We start from the raw sequence: 16,186 nt of genomic DNA, 5'->3' as shown, positions 1-16,186 counted from the left end.
TGCAGTAGCGGTTATGGTTATACATAATTAAGAAATAAAATATTTATATGAAAGCAGTACTATTAGCTGGTGGTTTTGGGACTAGATTAAGTGAGGAAACGCAAAATATTCCTAAACCAATGGTAACAATTGGTAGTAAGCCTATTTTATGGCACATAATGAAAACGTATTCAAGTTATGGTATTAACGATTTCATTATATTATTGGGTTATAAAGGCTATGTGATTAAAGAGTATTTTGCAAATTATTTCTTACATCAAAGTGATGTTACAATTGATTTAAAAAATAATAATATTGAAATATTAAACAATTCAGCTGAGCCTTGGAAAGTAACTTTAATCGATACAGGGTTGCATACGATGACAGGAGGCAGAATAAAAAGAATTCAAAATTTAATTAACGGTGAAAGATTTATGCTGACCTATGGAGATGGTGTTGCAGATATCAATATTGATGAGCTTTTAAAAACACACATCGATCACGGCAAGACAATAACAATGACAGCCGTTCAACCAGAAGGAAGGTTTGGTTCCTTAAAAATTGTTGGAAATCAAAAAGTAGCTTCTTTCGAAGAAAAACCCAAAGGTGATGGCACATGGATAAATGGAGGTTATTTTGTTTGTGAACCCAATGTTTTCGATTATATAACTGAAGGAGATAAAACCGTTTTTGAGAAAACGCCTTTAGAAAATTTAGCAAAAGAAGGAGAGCTTTATTCATACAAGCATTTTGGTTTTTGGAAACCAATGGATACATTAAGAGATAATAAAGTTTTAAATGAATTATGGGATAATAATAATGCCAAATGGAAAATATGGAAATAGAATCATTATTTGGTGGCATATATAAAGACAGAGTTTGTTTAGTTACAGGTGACACGGGTTTTAAAGGCACTTGGCTGGTGTATTGGCTTAACAAAATGGGAGCAAAGGTTATTGGATACGCTCTAGAACCTGTGACGGAACCTAGTCATTATAATTTATTAGAAAAAAATTACACCTCAATTATTGGCAATCTAGCGGATTTTGAAAAGTTAAATAAAGTATTTAAAAAATATCAACCCGAAATAATTTTTCATCTAGCAGCTCAAGCTTTAGTTAGGTATTCTTACGACAATCCAACAGAAACATTTAATACCAATATTATGGGTACAGTAAATGTTTTTGAAGCTTCAAAAAACACAAAATCTGTAAAGGCTATTGTAAATGTAACTAGTGATAAATGTTACGATAATAAAGAATGGATTTGGGGATATAGAGAAAATGATGCTATGGGTGGTTATGACCCTTATAGTGCATCAAAAGGATGTGCAGAGATTATAACTACATCTTATCAAAAATCATTCTTTAATGGAAATGAAAAGTTGCTTGCAAGTGGAAGAGCAGGCAATGTTATTGGAGGAGGAGATTGGTCTGCAGATAGATTAATACCAGACATAATTAAGTCAGCTGAAAAGGGTACAGAAGTAGAAATAAGAAATCCCCTAGCAACTAGACCATGGCAACATGTTTTAGAGCCATTGAGTGGTTATTTGGTATTAGGCTGGAATTTATTATTAGGTAAAAAAGAATACGCCGGAGGTTGGAATTTTGGGCCAGATTTAAATAATAATCTCAAAGTAAATGAAGTGGTAAAAGAAGCTGAAAAACATTGGAAAAAAATAAAATTTAGGATTGGTACAGATAAAAACATGCACCATGAAGCTAATTTGTTAATGTTAGACTGTTCTAAAGCCAACAAAAAACTTAAATGGAACTCCGTTTGGGATTTTGATATTACCATTGAGAAAACAATCTTATGGTATAAAGATTTTATTGAAAATGATCAAATAAATACTGAAAACGATTTGATTAGTTTTATAGAGAATGCAAAAAATAAGAATGCAATTTGGACTTAAAAAACTTAAAGGATAAAAAAATTATAGTAACTGGTGGACAGGGTTTTTTAGGATACTTATTACTTGAAAAACTTTATTTATTAGGTGCTCAAGTCTTTTCATTTGATATTACATTACAAGAGCAGAACCATATTAAGCATATAGATATAGATATTACCAATTTTGACAATTTAAAAGAAGAAATAAATAAAATTCAACCCAATTTTATATTTCACTTAGCAGCCAAGTTAGATAGAAATAGAGACTTTGATAATATTAACAATATTTCTGCTGTTAATTATAGTGGGACTTTAAATTTGTTAAGAGCATTAAAAGACGTCAGTTTTACTAATTTTATTTTTACAAGCACTAGTGAGGTATATGGTCTGAGCACATCAGAACCGTATCTAGAAACGGATGAAGTAATTGCTGCTTCTCCTTATTCTTTATCTAAATTAAATGCTGAGAACGCAATAAAAACCTATTCAAAAATCTATAATAAGAATTATACGATTTTACGACTATTTAATTTTTACGGAGAAGGAATGCCTAAAGGGTTTTTTATATCTGATTTAGTAGAAAAATTAAAAAATAATGAAGGTTTTGATATGACTTTAGGGGAACAAAAACGAGATTTTTTGGCAGTAGAAAGCGTTATTAATGCCTTAATATTGTCAACACAAAATGTTGCCCAAGGAAACACATACAATGTCTGTAGCGGAAAAGGTGTTAAAATCAGGGATTTAGCAAAGAAATTTAAATTAAATTTAAAAAGTAATTCTGTAATAAATTTTGGAAAATTACCTTATCGAAAGAATGAAATTTGGGAAATGATTGGAGATAATAATAAGATTAAAAAGGAATTAGGTTGGACCCCAAAAGAACTTTTTAAATGAGCAAAACTCAAAAGAAAACTAAAATAATTTTAGGACCATTTAAAAAAGATAATCATGGTTCCATATCGCTTTTAAATACTGTTTTTAAGAATAATTTAGATGCGAATTATGAAGTCATTCGTTTTTTTACAGACAGAAATAAAGGAAAGACGAGTTTATCAAAGTTAAATTTTTATAACATAGTATATTTTTTAAAACAACAACTAGACCTTATTCGTTTAGTTAGAAAGCTTCACCCTCAAATTTTTCATTTTTCCATACATTCTTTTTGGAGCATGGAGAAAAGTTTGGTAATGATAGCTATCGCCAAATTATTTGGAACAGAAAAAACTATAGCTCATTTACACGGTGGGTCATTCGAAAGCTTTTGGATTAATATGAACCCAATTCGAAGAAAAATAGCAAGAATTATGTTTAAAAATGTAGACATGATTATTGTAGCTAGTACATATTGGAAATTTTTTTTTGAGGAGAATGGGTTTAAAAACCAAATAAAAATAGTTAATAATCCAATTGACGAAGAATTTGTTAAAGCAATTGAAAAAGTAAAAGGTACACATAGAAATTCAGATTTCTTGTTTGTAGGCAGTTTAGGTAAGAGAAAAGGGACCTATGATTTATTAAAGGTGGCTGAGCTCAATAAAGATTTCTCTCTTGTTTTAATTGGTAACAGCGAAGAAACAGGCGATTTTGAGAAAGTCTCTAATATTATTGAACAGCACAAACTATCAAACGTTAAACTAATTAGATCAGATAAGTTGTCATTAAAAGATAAAGTAAAGTATTTCTCAGAATCTGGTTGTTTTATTTTTCCTTCATATACAGAGAATTTCCCTTTGGTTATTATTGAAGCTGCAGCTGCTGGCATGCCTATTATTTCAACAAAAGTAGGCGCTGTGCCAGAGTTCTTTGGAAACAGAGAAAATATATTGTTTGTGGAGGCTGGTAATATTCAACTAATTAATGAAGCAATTATAACTTTAGAAAAGAACAAAGATTTTGGTATTGAATTAGGTAAAAATGCAAGAACAACATACGTAAATAAATTAGCCTTACCTTTAATTATTAATCAATTACATAACGCATATAAAACTCTATTAAACTAATGCTAAATGCTTACAAAATATACCGTCTAGCTCATGTTTTATATCGTTATAAAATCCCAATATTACCTCAGTTATTGAAGCTATGTGTTTTTCTTATTTATAATTCTAGTATACCTTATCAAGCAAAAATAGGTAAAGGGTCTCATTTTGGTTATGGAGGGATAGGTGTTGTTGTGCATAAAAAAGCAGTTATTGGTAATAATTGTCAAATAGGAACTAATGTTACTATTGGAGGACGATCTGGTCATCCAGAGGTTCCTGTTATAGGAAACCATGTTTACCTCGCAACAGGTTGTAAAATTCTTGGTCCAATTTGTATAGGACACAATGTAACAGTAGGTGCAAATGCTGTTGTTATAGATAATGTTCCAGATAATGCTATAGTCGTTGGTGTTCCTGCAAAAATTATACGTATCAAAGATGAAATTACCTAGCAACTTAACCTTATATCTAATCTTTTCTTTTCTCTTTTGCTATTTGAGTATTAACTTTTTAATGAATGCAAAAGAAGATTTTTTTGTGTTAAATTACAATTGGAATCAAGCAGAGAATCAAGAAATAGCAAGTGTTAAAATCATTGATTATGAGGTTAATAGGTTCAAAGTGTATCCTAAAAATGCTTTGTTTTTAAATAATCAAAAAACTTATGTAATTAATAACAAACATTACTTTCGTTCAGAAAGAATAGAAACAAATAAAGATACACTAACTTTTATCGGTGTGCATTGGATTAACGAGTATCCTAGACATCTACAAGGCGATATTCAATTAGGTCTAAGTAATTTGCTATTAAACCAAAAAGAAGGCATAAGCATTGCTATGATTGGAGATTCTCAAATGGGTTGGCGCGAAGGAAAATATACCAGAAAATGGATTTCAGAAAAATTAAATGTGCGTTTTGTAGGTAATAAAAAGGATGTATTTGGCTTTCCTTATTATTTTGAGAATAGTTATACATCAAATGATATTTTTCTAAATAATTTAAAATTTAATGATACCGATATAGTCATTTTGTATTTAGGTTTACCTGAAAATCGCGAGGATTTTGAAACTAATCTAAAGAAATTTGTTGCCTTAAATGAGGAGAAAGAAATTATAATTGTTCATAACACTTTAGTGAAAGCTGATTCTAGTAAGTTACATTATCTCAATATATCAGAATATAATAAGAGTACGTATTTTAAAGATGATGGTATTCATCTTAACTATAAAGGACATCATAAATTAGCGCAAGAGCTTATAGCTAAATTAATACTAATTGGAGTTGAAAAAAATTAATTGGGACTATTTACAAAATCTGGCACTAATATTAGTGGTTATTACACTACCAATGCCAAAATACAGCTTAAATTCTCAGGCTTTAATTGTATTGATAGCGGTTTGGTTATTTTCTCGAGGTTTCTCAAATAAGATTGCAAATTTAAAACAGAAGAGATTTCAATTTTTTAGTGTTTCTATTTGGTTTCTTATGTTTATAATAGGTTTAACCTATTCAGATAGTTTAGATATTGGCTTTAAAAATATTGTTAAAAACCTTCCATTACTTGCGATTCCTTTAGTAATTTTTAGTCAAGAAATAAGCTTAAAAAAGCTAGAATATATTTTAAAATGGTTTAGTATAGCTGTTATTTGTTGTGCAATCTTTGCATTGATAAAAGCATCTTATTTTACGTATATGGGTTTTGGAAATTACTTTTACAATCAAAATCTCGCGTTGTTATTAAATATCCATACGACTTATTATGCATTGTTTTGTGTTATAGTAATACTTACTAATATGTACTTAATAGTACTTGATAAAAGTAAACGCTTACATTGGGTTTGTGTATTATTTCTATTATTTTTTTTATATTTATTAAGTTCTCGTATGAGCATTTTTGCCCTTGGTATTGGGACGCTACCAATTTTATACAATAAGTACGGTAAAAAGGCATTGACAAGCATTCCTATTATTTCTTTATTAATTTTCGGCTTTTTATTTACTCCAAATTTTCAGAAAAGAGAGAATGGGCAAGAAGATTTTGGGATAAACACTCCAACCTTAAGCACACGTATATTACATTGGCAAGCTGTAATTGATGCGGTAGAAGAAACAAATATATATTTTGGTGTTGGAAGTGGTACGGATAAAAAACACGTTTATACGGCCTATAATGAATTTAATTTTGTCGAAGGTGTTAAACACAAGTATAATGCGCATAACCAATTTTTAGAATATTATATATATTTTGGCTTAATGGCAATTATAGTCTGGTTTTTCTGTTTTTGGGTTTGGATTAAGAAAATATTTAATGACTACTATGCATACCAGTTTTCAGTATTCATAGTGTTAATTTGCTTTATGCTAACTGAGTCTATTTTAGAAAGGCAAAACGGCATTGTTATTTTTGCATTACTACTATCTTTGATATTAAATTGGAATTTTAAAAAAAATGAAGCTTATAAGTAAAATTGCTAGAGTTTTTAACGAAAAACTGAGTAAAAACAATTCTTTAGCCTATTTAGTTTATTTAATTCTACCTAATAATAACGTCATTTTAGGAAGGGAATATCGTAGAATAAAAAGATCCATATCACTTGTAGCACCTCCTCAATTAGATTCCTTAAAAAGTATGCTAAATTTTGTTGTAAATAACGTCCCTTTTTACAGCGATTATAACACTATTAAGTATAAGGATTTTCCGTTTATCAATAAAAAAATAATTGTTGATGAGGAGGAACATTTTTTTTCGAAAGTATATAAAAGTAGAGATTATGAAGTTGTAACATCAGGAGGAACAACTGGTATACCTGCAAAATATTATTCTCCTAAAAACAGATATAAAAAGGAATATGCATATTTTCATTTTCTTTGGGAAAAATTAGGGTATACCAATCAATTACGTGCTGTACTTAGGAATACTAGTTTATCTGAAGATAGAGATTACAAAATTAACCCAATAACAAGAGAAGTTGTATTTGACGCCTTTAGAAATACCGATTTGTATTTCATGCAAATTTATAAAATTATTAAAAAACTTAAAATAAATTACCTACAGGCATATCCTTCATCTGCATACAATTTTTTAAATTTTTGTTATCAAAAAAGTTTAGATTTAAAATTTTTAAAAGGAGTTTTTCTGAGTTCAGAAAGTTATTTAGAATATCAACAATTGTTATTTGAAAAAAAGTTAAATCTAAAAGTTATTTCAGTTTATGGCCATTCTGAAAGGTTAATACTCATTTATAGAGATTTCGCTACTGGTGAACACAAGGTTTTACATCAATATGGATTTTTTGATTTAGTTGACACCAACGGTAACTCAATTACAGAAGAAAATATAGTAGGAGAAATAGTTGGTACCAGCTTAGATAATTTTGGTTATCCCTTAATAAAGTATAAAACAGGAGATTATACTTCTTACAAAAAGTATAATTCAAATGGAGAATGCACATTAAATGAAATTCTTAGCCGTAGAGAGGATTTAAGAATTTATAACAAAGACGAAAGTTATGTTTCGCCTACAGCTCTTAATATGCATGGGGAATTTTATACTAAAATAAAGGGATTACAGTATTTTCAAAAAACAAAAGGTAAGTTAAAGATAAAAATTATTAAGTCAGATACTTATAGGTATGAGGACGAATTGTTTTTGATTAATTTCATGACAGAACGTTTTTCTCCCACTACAGAAATTACCATTGAATATGTTCATAAGTTGAAAACAACCAACAGCGGTAAAAATTTATTGTTAGAATCTAAAATTGAATATTAGAGGAGTTAGGATAAAAAAAATTCAATTTCTATTTAGTTCGATTATCTTATTTCCAATTGATTTAGCAGTAAATTCAACACCATCTTTGTTTTGATGAAGTCCATCATGACTTAGATAATCTTTTTCCCAATTTTCATTATCTAGAATTTTCTTTCTTAAATCTAAAACAATAATTTGTTTGTTCTCTTTAAATTTCTCTATTAATTTTTTAGATAAATCTATATTAAATAAATCCCGCTTTTTGTTGGTTGTAGGGATTGGAGTTAGATATAAAATTTTTGCCTTAGGATTTAACAAGGTTAAGTGTTCGGTTATTTTGGTAATATTTATAAAAGTAGTTTCAATATTATTTTTCCAATCATTAGTACCAAGTAATAACGTATAAAAATCGGCGCTAGGTATGTTGTCAATTCGATTTAATAGCTCACTAGAATTATTTCCGCCCTCACCCTCATGTCCATAACCAAAGATATCAGTATTACTACCTACAAAAATTAAGTTTTCATTAGTATCGTTAATGTATTTTCTTAAATTTTGAGCGTTAGACCACCAGGTTTGACTATCACCAATGGTGCATAATGAAGTAGTGCCAAATTGAATAAAGTCAATATCAACGATTTTAAAATTAATCTTTTTAAAATCCTCAAATTCTTGAGGTGCTTTACCAATCCATTCTATATTAGATAAAACACTTTGATTTTCCTTAAATGAAACCCATCCAAATCTAAAAAAAAAGGCATTTTGTAAAGAATCTTTGAATCTATAAATACTATTAAAATTGAATTCATTTTTAAGGTTATTGTACTGAACCGGACTTGAAATATTACCATGTTCTTTGCTAAAAATTATTTTGTTCTTTTTATATTTTACAGTATAATTTCCTAGATCAAAAACAGGTTTAATGTTATTGATATTGTAGTGGTCTTTCTCAACATTTGTTTGATGGGAGTTTTCATTACAGCCTGAACTTATTACAAAAATGAAAATTAAAAAAAGGATATATTTTATTGCTTTTCTCATAGAAGATTTTATTTATACCATACAAACTTACCCGAAAACATGAACAAAGTCAATTATAAAGATAATATTAATACTTTTGCGATTAAATAAACTTAAAAGGTGCTAAACAGTAAAGACAGCTTTGATATTTTAAAGGACTATTGCGAAATAGAAGGGTTTAAAGGTTGGGATCCGTATGATGGTTTAAATAGTTGGGTAATTCAAAAAACGCCTCTCGGGAACTCGCGTTTATTTAGATTAGCTTGGATTCAATTGTTTAAAAGAAACCCAATTAACCTAAGACCATTGTTTGGTATAAAAAAGGAATACAATCCTAAAGGTTTAGGGCTTTTTTTAATGGGCTATTGCAATTTATATAAAAAAAAACCAAGTAATAATTACTTAGAAAAAATAGAGTTTTTAGCTAAGGAAATCATAAAATTAAGAACTAAAGATTATTCAAATTATTGTTGGGGTTATAATTTTGACTGGCAAGCAAGAGCATTTTTTCAACCAAAACACACACCAACAGTTGTTGCGACAACTTTTATAGCGGATGCCTTAATTGAGGCATATGAAATCACTAAGAATGAGGAATATTTAAATGTTGCCATAAGCGCTTCTAAATTTGTTTTAAACGATTTAAATAGATCTTACGACAAGGATGGAGACTTTACATTTTCTTATTCACCATTAGACAAAACACAAGTATACAATGCAGGCTTATTAGGGGCAAAACTTCTATGTCTTGTTTATAAGTACACAAATGATGAAAATTTATTAGCGACTGCCAAATCTGTTGCTAATTATGTTTGTAAGAGACAAAATAAAAATGGCTCTTGGGCATATGGAACTTTACCGTTTCATCAGTGGGTTGATAATTTTCATACGGGTTATAATTTAGAATGTTTAAGAATATATCAAAATGTTTCAAGAGACGAATCATTTAATACAAATATAGAAACAGGAATGTCCTATTATTTAAATACTTTTTTTACCGAAGAAGGGATGAGCAAGTATTATAATGACAAGACCTATCCGGTTGATATTCATGCTCCTGCGCAATTAATCGTTACCTTACATAAATGTAATAGACTAAGTGATAACAAAACGGTTGTGGACAGAGTTTTAAATTGGACAATTGATAATATGCAAACAAAAGAAGGTTTTTTTATTTATCAAAAGAGAAAACTAATTTCTTCTAGAATTCCATATATTCGTTGGGCACAAGGCTGGATGTTTTATGCTTTGAGTTTTTACAATTTAGATAATGAATAGACAAAAGTTTTTAAATACGGAAATAGACAATATTTCTATGGCCGAAACTTTGTGCTGTATTGAAACTGCAATTAAAAACAATGAACAAATTCATCACGTTGTTGTAAATGCTGGTAAGATAGTGGCAATGCAAAATGATTTACAGTTACGTAAAAGTGTTAACGATAGTGATTTAATCAATGCTGACGGACAAGCCGTTGTATGGGCATCCCATTTTTTAAATAAGCCATTAAAAGAGCGTGTAGCAGGCATTGATTTAATGGAAAAGCTGGTTGAATTGGCTTTTCATAAAAGATATAAAATTTTCTTTCTCGGCGCTCAAGAGGATATTGTAAAGTCTGTTACTAAAAAATATGCTGAACAATATTCCAATTCAATAATTGCAGGTTACAGAAATGGTTATTTTAGCAAAAAAGAAGAGTCTATTATTGCAACTCAAATTTCAGAAAGTGGTGCAGATATATTGTTTGTGGCTATAAGTTCTCCAACAAAAGAAAATTTTCTTTACGATAATAAAAAACACTTAAAAAATGTCAACTTCATAATGGGTGTTGGCGGTAGTTTTGATGTTGTTGCTGGTAAAGTAACTAGAGCACCGTTATGGATGCAAAAATCGGGTTTGGAATGGTTTTATCGATTTATTCAAGAACCGAAACGTATGTGGAAGCGCTATCTTTTTGGTAATTCAAAATTTATTTATTTGGTACTAAAAGAAAAATTGACGAAGTGAATAATTTTAAAAACAGAAAATTTTTAAAAATTAATGAAATCCACTACTATTTTAGTTACAGTTCATTAATTAATTCTAATTACCTTTATGGTTTAAAGTTATAAATTGAGTCTATTTAAGCAAGGAAGATATTCAGGTTATTTACGTCCTATTTCATATATAATTGATTTATCAACTATAAATGTTATAGCCATTTTATATTTACTTAAAGATAAAGACCCAGTAATATTTACAGTATTTATATCTGTAGGTTGGGTGTTATTATCTGTTTACTCCCAATTCTACGAAGTTTATAGGTTTACAAGACCGATTAATATTTTATCTTTAATTGTAAGACAATCCATACTTTATTTATTATTAGTATTTGCTTTTTCAGGTTTGTATCATGAGTTAGATATCTTCCCAAGACCAATTGTAAAATATGTACTTCTGTGTTGTTTATTTATTACAATTTTTAAGTTCGCAATCTATTATTTGTTGCAGAAATATAGAACCTCATTTGGAGGGAATTATAGAACGACTGTTATTTTTGGTCTTAATAAGAAGACAATAGCTTTAGATAATTTTTTTAACAAAAATCCAGAATATGGGTATTCTCATAAAAAGACATTTAACTTTAAAAACAACGAGCATACATTAAAAGACTGCTTTCAGTACGTATTAGATCAGAATATAGATGAAATTTATTGCTCTATTTCAGAACTGACTAACGCTCAAATTGCAGATATTGTGGATTTTGCAGATAACAATTTAAAGATTTTAAAATTTATACCAGATAGTAAAGAAATTTATGCTAAAAAGCTGCAATATGAGTATTACGATTATATTCCTGTTTTAAGCCTTAGAAATATACCGCTCGAGGATTCCGTAAATACATTTATAAAAAGAGGTTTTGATATTGTATTCTCAAGTTTTATGATTGTATTTGTTTTGTCATGGTTAACACCATTAATAGCGATTTTAATTAAATTAGAGTCTAAAGGACCTGTTTTCTTTAAGCAATCACGTAACGGGTTTAATTACAAAGAATTTGACTGCTATAAGTTTAGATCAATGATGCCAAACAAAGATGCGCATTTATATCAGGCCACAAGAGGTGATGAGCGTGTAACTAAAGTTGGGAAATTTATAAGAAAAACAAGTATCGATGAGTTACCGCAGTTCTTCAATGTATTGTTTGGTGATATGTCGGTTGTGGGTCCCAGGCCACACATGGTTAGTCACACCAATATGTACGCAAAAAAAATAGATAAATTTATGGTAAGACACTTCGTTAAGCCAGGTATAACAGGATTAGCACAAACGAGTGGCTTTAGAGGTGAAGTAGAAACGGATAAAGATATAATTGGTAGAGTTAAATATGATATTTTTTATATAGAAAACTGGTCACTACTTTTAGATATCAAAATTATTTTTCAAACTTTTGTAAATGCCATAAATGGTGATGAAAAAGCCTATTAGAGAACTTCTTTTAGCGCACTTAATTGCTTTCTAAAATCAAATTGAATCATGGCTGTATGCTGTATTGCGGCTTTTAATTCAAGATTTAATCGCTGTGATGAAATTGATTTTAATACTGTATTTAAATCCTCATAATCACTTTCCTTAGCAACCCAACCAAGGTTATTTTTCTTTATGATATCTTCGCCTTCGCCACCTCCAAAATAGAGCATAGGTAAGCCTAATTTGGCGTATTCAAATATTTTAGAGGGTACTGAGCCATAAATTCTATTTAACAACGGAATTATCGTTAAATCATAGCTCAGCAGAACTTTGTGTAGTTCCGTTCTATTCACTCTACCGTGAAAATATAGAGGTAAGTCCTTATTAGTTTCTATTAAGCTTTTTATAACTTGTTCTTCGGCACCAGAACCATAAATATGAAATTCAATAGCGGTATAATCAATTTCATTACACAGTTTGTAAATTCCTTGTGCCACACCTAAAAGACCAGCGTAAACCATTTTTATTTTACCGTTTGGCGCAGTTGTATCTTTAAGTTTAGGAAATTCAATTTCAGGAAAGTTTCTGTACAAAAACAACTCTGGTTTTGTTGTAATCGTCTTAACATGATTAAGGATTTCGTTGCTTTGTCCTAAAATCAAATCTGCCTTTTTGTAATTAAAAGCTTCAAGCTTTTTCAGTATATTATAAGCAAAACCTTCTTTTAATGCGCCTAATTCTAAGCCTGCGCTTGGCCACAAATCACTAACATTAAGAATAAGTTTTCTTTTTTTATATCTTAAAAGGAACATACAGGTAAAAGACACCAAAAGCGGAGGCGATTGCACAATCACTTTATCAGGAATCTTATGCCACATGATAAACCAAACTAAACTAAAGCTATACGAAAGCATTGCTATTAATCGCAAAAACTTATTTTTAGAAACTGAAGCATAGATCCATAAACGATTAATCTTGATGCCATTTTCAACCGTTTTTGAACTGAATTTTCCTTTATATGCCGAAAATATTTTACCAGTTGGGTAGTTAGGAAGTGGTGTAACCACATTAACATCATAATCATCTTTTAAACCATCTGCTAAATGGAATATTCGGTTAGACGCAGCTCCAATCTCTGGTGGAAAATAACTGGTAATAATCATTAATTTCTGCACTACTATCTTATTTAATATGAGATGTAAATTGTTTTAATTTTCCAGATTTAGAGCGCTCTAAATTCTCTACTCGCTCAAAGTTAATTGTAATGTTTGGCTCGAGGTAGCGAATCATTTCATTTTTAATGGTTCTTTTTTCAACCTCAGAAAGTTTATGTTTACTAACATAGCTGATTTTAAAAGTATCTAAATGTAATTGTGCTACAATAAACTCAGAAACGTTACCATCATTTTCAATTACACTTTTTGTAATATAATAGAAGGTAAGTCCTGCTGCTTTTTTCCCACTTGGTAAAATAACGATATCGTTTGTTCTCCCAATTAGTTTTTTGAGAATAGGCTTCTTAATTGTGCTTTTTTTAGATAAAATCCCAATATCTCCAATATCATAGCGAATAAAAGGATGTGCTTTATTATGTAATGACGTAATTACAATTCTACCTTCTTCTCCATAAGGTAAAACAGAATCATTCTCATCTAGGATTTCTATAAAAAGCGTTTCACTGTTAAGTTGCCATTCGTCTTCAGGATTCTGAAAAGCAATAAGATCTAATTCCGATGCGCCATATTCATTTACCACTGGCACGCCAAACCGCGATTCTAGTAGTGTTTTATCATCATCAAATAACATTTCAGAGGTAACAACGCACACTTTTAGGGTTGTACAAACGGAGTTTAAAATCATATTTTTACGTTTCAAGTACTTTGCAAATTGCACTATAGCGCTTGTATAACCGTTAATGTAATCAAAATCTGTTGTTCTAAATTTTTCTAAAGTCGCTTCATGAGCTGTATCACTTAAATCAAATACCGAAAACCGAAAACGGTTGCTAAAATAATCTTTTAATCGTTCCTTATAATAACCTTTCTTATCTAAAGGTATACCATAAAAACGTGCCTGTTTTGACTTATTAAAATCAATGTTATACCAACCAAATCTATCTGTAATTTCCGCCCAAGTAAGCGCATGCGACCATTTATCTTTAGCAAAAACAAAGGGATCTCCAGAACTGCCAGACGTTTTATTGAGATAGACATTTTTAGTAGTAAAACCATTACTTAAACGTTGTTCTAATGGCTGTTGTAAATGACGTTTGGTTAGTATAGGAACAGAATTCCAATCCTCGAGATCAATAGACTTTCCTAGAGTTTTATAAAATGAATTGTTTTCTAAATGATAAGAAATGATAGCTTTTTTTTGTTCTTCAATATAGGCTTCAAAATCAGATGCGTTTTTCCCTTTAATATTGTTTAACGCAGCTTTAGCCTTGTGGATATCAAAGCCGTTTAATTTTAGTGAAAAATCGAATAGTTGCAAAGTGTTTATTGCCTTTAAGGTTTGTGTAAAATAATTGTTTTTTAAGCTGAAAACCAATTATTTTTGTCCAAACAATTTATTAGCATGAATATTTTAGTACTTGGTTCAGGAGGAAGAGAACACACATTTGCATGGAAATTAGCTCAAAGTGACCGTTGTAAGGCTCTTTTTGTAGCTCCTGGAAACTCAGGAACACAAGCGATTGCGACAAATTTAAATATTGGTGTAACTGATTTTGAAGCTATTAAATCAGCTGTTTTAGAGCATAAAATTGATTTAGTAGTTGTTGGGCCAGAAGATCCATTAGTACAAGGAGTTCATGATTTCTTTTTAGAAGATGAAGCTTTAAAACATGTTTCAGTCATTGGGCCTGAAAAAGCCGCAGCGGAATTAGAAGGAAGTAAGGAATTTGCTAAAGAATTTATGATGCGTCATGATATTCCTACAGCAGCTTATGAGAGTTTTACAGAGGAAAATGTAGAGGACGGTTACAAGTTTTTAGAAACCCTAAATGCACCTTACGTTCTAAAAGCAGATGGTTTAGCAGCAGGTAAAGGTGTTTTAATTCTAAATGACCTACAAGAAGCTAAAGATGAATTAAAAAGCATGCTGGTAGATTCTAAATTTGGAGATGCAAGTACCAAAGTGGTTATTGAAGAGTTTTTAGATGGTATTGAGTTAAGTTGTTTTGTGCTTTCTGATGGAAAAGATTATAAAATTTTGCCAACTGCAAAGGATTATAAACGCATAGGAGAAGGCGATACAGGCTTAAACACAGGAGGAATGGGAGCCGTTTCTCCAGTGCCTTTTGCAACAAAAGAATTTTTAGATAAAATTGAAAATCAAGTTGTAATTCCTACAGTTGAAGGTTTAAAGAACGATAATTTACCATACGTAGGTTTTATATTTATTGGATTAATTAAAGTAGGTAATGCCCCTAAGGTAATTGAGTATAATGTTAGAATGGGAGACCCGGAAACAGAAGTTGTTTTGCCAAGACTAAAAACTGATTTGGTAGATGTTTTTGAAGCGATGTCTAACCAAACGTTGTCTCAAATTAATATTGAAATTGATGAACGTGCTGCAACAACTGTAATGTTAGTGTCTGGTGGTTACCCTGAAGCTTATGAAAAAGGAAAAGAAATCACAGGAATTGAAAAAATAACAGATTCTATTGCGTTTCATGCAGGAGCCAAATTACAAGACGGTAAAGTTGTAACTTCAGGTGGACGCGTTATGGCGATAACTTCGTACGGAAATAGTTACCAAGAGGCCATAAAAAAATCTTATCAAAGTATAGAAAATCTACATTTTGATAAGATGAATTATCGTAAGGATATTGGTTTTGATCTATAAATATGAATGAGAAGAAATACTCTTATCTTCTTCACCATTTTCATTGTATTTCTTAAGTTGTAGCATCCAATATACAAATGCAACAAAACCAATTGCCATAAAAATCCATGAAAAGATGTTGGCAGAAAACCAGCTCTCAAGTTCCAATGCTCTAAGGGCATCAAATGGTGCGAATAATACATTCACAAATAAATCCGCTATTCCGTTAAAGAAATCAGTCATAACTTTATAAATTTACACCAATTCTAATTTTC

The 16,186-nt window shown here is 30.1% G+C and carries 16 protein-coding genes; 12 read left to right on the top strand and 4 right to left on the bottom strand.

The window, feature by feature from the left end; translation table 11 throughout:
- Window positions 1–47: 47 nt before the first annotated feature.
- The 8 genes from rfbF (at window position 48) to Q0891_RS00745 (ending at window position 7,633) form a co-directional block, all read left to right on the top strand.
- Window positions 48–824, top strand: coding sequence for a glucose-1-phosphate cytidylyltransferase (gene rfbF / locus Q0891_RS00780; protein ID WP_299098152.1), 777 nt, complete (start codon window positions 48–50; stop codon window positions 822–824).
- Entirely contained in the window at window positions 815–1,897 is a 1,083-nt protein-coding gene (gene rfbG / locus Q0891_RS00775; RefSeq protein ID WP_299098151.1) for a CDP-glucose 4,6-dehydratase, read from the top strand. The genes rfbF and rfbG overlap by 10 nt, the downstream gene beginning before the upstream one ends.
- Window positions 1,888–2,772 (top strand): NAD(P)-dependent oxidoreductase, encoded by an 885-nt coding sequence (locus Q0891_RS00770; RefSeq protein ID WP_299098150.1) that lies wholly within the window; start codon window positions 1,888–1,890, stop codon window positions 2,770–2,772. The genes rfbG and Q0891_RS00770 overlap by 10 nt, the downstream gene beginning before the upstream one ends.
- Window positions 2,769–3,878 carry a glycosyltransferase family 4 protein gene (locus Q0891_RS00765; RefSeq protein ID WP_299098149.1) on the top strand — a complete coding sequence of 370 codons (1,110 nt, stop codon included), beginning with the start codon at window positions 2,769–2,771 and terminating at the stop codon, window positions 3,876–3,878. The genes Q0891_RS00770 and Q0891_RS00765 overlap by 4 nt, the downstream gene beginning before the upstream one ends.
- Window positions 3,878–4,312, top strand: coding sequence for a hypothetical protein (locus Q0891_RS00760; RefSeq protein WP_299098148.1), 435 nt, complete (start codon window positions 3,878–3,880; stop codon window positions 4,310–4,312). Before Q0891_RS00765 ends, Q0891_RS00760 begins: the two co-directional genes overlap by 1 nt.
- A 61-nt stretch (window positions 4,313–4,373) precedes the next feature.
- Entirely contained in the window at window positions 4,374–5,156 is a 783-nt protein-coding gene (locus Q0891_RS00755) for a hypothetical protein (protein WP_299098147.1), read from the top strand.
- Window positions 5,143–6,327 carry an O-antigen ligase family protein gene (locus Q0891_RS00750; protein WP_299098146.1) on the top strand — a complete coding sequence of 395 codons (1,185 nt, stop codon included), beginning with the start codon at window positions 5,143–5,145 and terminating at the stop codon, window positions 6,325–6,327. The genes Q0891_RS00755 and Q0891_RS00750 overlap by 14 nt, the downstream gene beginning before the upstream one ends.
- Window positions 6,311–7,633 carry a hypothetical protein gene (locus Q0891_RS00745; protein WP_299098145.1) on the top strand — a complete coding sequence of 441 codons (1,323 nt, stop codon included), beginning with the start codon at window positions 6,311–6,313 and terminating at the stop codon, window positions 7,631–7,633. The genes Q0891_RS00750 and Q0891_RS00745 overlap by 17 nt, the downstream gene beginning before the upstream one ends.
- A 21-nt stretch (window positions 7,634–7,654) precedes the next feature.
- Here Q0891_RS00745 and Q0891_RS00740 read toward each other — a convergent pair whose 3' ends face one another.
- Entirely contained in the window at window positions 7,655–8,653 is a 999-nt protein-coding gene (locus Q0891_RS00740; RefSeq protein ID WP_299098144.1) for an SGNH/GDSL hydrolase family protein, read from the bottom strand.
- A gap of 99 nt (window positions 8,654–8,752) precedes the next feature.
- Here Q0891_RS00740 and Q0891_RS00735 point away from each other — a divergent pair, with 99 nt between their 5' ends.
- From Q0891_RS00735 to Q0891_RS00725, 3 genes are all read left to right on the top strand, one after another.
- The gene (locus Q0891_RS00735; RefSeq protein ID WP_299098143.1) at window positions 8,753–9,910 is read left to right on the top strand and encodes a delta-aminolevulinic acid dehydratase; all 1,158 of its coding nucleotides are present in this window, start codon (window positions 8,753–8,755) and stop codon (window positions 9,908–9,910) included.
- On the top strand, window positions 9,903–10,640 hold the full coding sequence (locus Q0891_RS00730; RefSeq protein ID WP_299098142.1) for a WecB/TagA/CpsF family glycosyltransferase: 738 nt from the start codon (window positions 9,903–9,905) through the stop codon (window positions 10,638–10,640). Before Q0891_RS00735 ends, Q0891_RS00730 begins: the two co-directional genes overlap by 8 nt.
- 105 nt (window positions 10,641–10,745) lie before the next feature.
- Window positions 10,746–12,101 (top strand): undecaprenyl-phosphate glucose phosphotransferase, encoded by a 1,356-nt coding sequence (locus Q0891_RS00725; protein WP_299098141.1) that lies wholly within the window; start codon window positions 10,746–10,748, stop codon window positions 12,099–12,101.
- Here the strand turns inward: Q0891_RS00725 and Q0891_RS00720 are convergent.
- Window positions 12,098–13,258, bottom strand: a complete 1,161-nt coding sequence (locus Q0891_RS00720) for a glycosyltransferase family 4 protein (RefSeq protein WP_299098140.1) — start codon at window positions 13,256–13,258, stop codon at window positions 12,098–12,100. The two genes, Q0891_RS00725 and Q0891_RS00720, sit on opposite strands and share 4 nt — an antisense overlap.
- Before the next feature lie 7 nt (window positions 13,259–13,265).
- Entirely contained in the window at window positions 13,266–14,576 is a 1,311-nt protein-coding gene (locus tag Q0891_RS00715; RefSeq protein ID WP_299098139.1) for a phenylacetate--CoA ligase family protein, read from the bottom strand.
- Between the two features lie 84 nt (window positions 14,577–14,660).
- Between Q0891_RS00715 and purD the strand changes: the two genes are divergently transcribed.
- Window positions 14,661–15,932 (top strand): phosphoribosylamine--glycine ligase, encoded by a 1,272-nt coding sequence (gene purD / locus Q0891_RS00710; protein ID WP_299098138.1) that lies wholly within the window; start codon window positions 14,661–14,663, stop codon window positions 15,930–15,932.
- Here purD and Q0891_RS00705 read toward each other — a convergent pair.
- Complete coding sequence (locus tag Q0891_RS00705; RefSeq protein WP_299098137.1) at window positions 15,927–16,154, bottom strand: uracil phosphoribosyltransferase; 228 nt, start codon at window positions 16,152–16,154, stop codon at window positions 15,927–15,929. The genes purD and Q0891_RS00705 overlap by 6 nt on opposite strands.
- Window positions 16,155–16,186 lie beyond the last annotated feature (32 nt).

This window comes from uncultured Winogradskyella sp. (assembly GCF_947498005.1).
Classification (GTDB): domain Bacteria; phylum Bacteroidota; class Bacteroidia; order Flavobacteriales; family Flavobacteriaceae; genus Winogradskyella.
This window is presented reverse-complemented; position numbering and strand designations above follow the sequence as displayed.

Bases quoted from the DNA above. Each gene is read 5' to 3' on its own strand.
- Q0891_RS00760 (WP_299098148.1), top strand. From the start codon at position 3,878: ATGCTAAATGCTTACAAAATATACCGTCTAGCTCATGTTTTATATCGT.
- Q0891_RS00730 (WP_299098142.1), top strand. From the start codon at position 9,903: ATGAATAGACAAAAGTTTTTAAATACGGAAATAGACAATATTTCTATG.
- Q0891_RS00765 (WP_299098149.1), top strand. From the start codon at position 2,769: ATGAGCAAAACTCAAAAGAAAACTAAAATAATTTTAGGACCATTTAAA.
- Q0891_RS00755 (WP_299098147.1), top strand. From the start codon at position 4,374: ATGAATGCAAAAGAAGATTTTTTTGTGTTAAATTACAATTGGAATCAA.
- Q0891_RS00745 (WP_299098145.1), top strand. From the start codon at position 6,311: ATGAAGCTTATAAGTAAAATTGCTAGAGTTTTTAACGAAAAACTGAGT.
- rfbF (WP_299098152.1), top strand. From the start codon at position 48: ATGAAAGCAGTACTATTAGCTGGTGGTTTTGGGACTAGATTAAGTGAG.
- rfbG (WP_299098151.1), top strand. From the start codon at position 815: ATGGAAATAGAATCATTATTTGGTGGCATATATAAAGACAGAGTTTGT.
- Q0891_RS00705 (WP_299098137.1), bottom strand. From the start codon at position 16,154: ATGACTGATTTCTTTAACGGAATAGCGGATTTATTTGTGAATGTATTA.
- Q0891_RS00740 (WP_299098144.1), bottom strand. From the start codon at position 8,653: ATGAGAAAAGCAATAAAATATATCCTTTTTTTAATTTTCATTTTTGTA.
- purD (WP_299098138.1), top strand. From the start codon at position 14,661: ATGAATATTTTAGTACTTGGTTCAGGAGGAAGAGAACACACATTTGCA.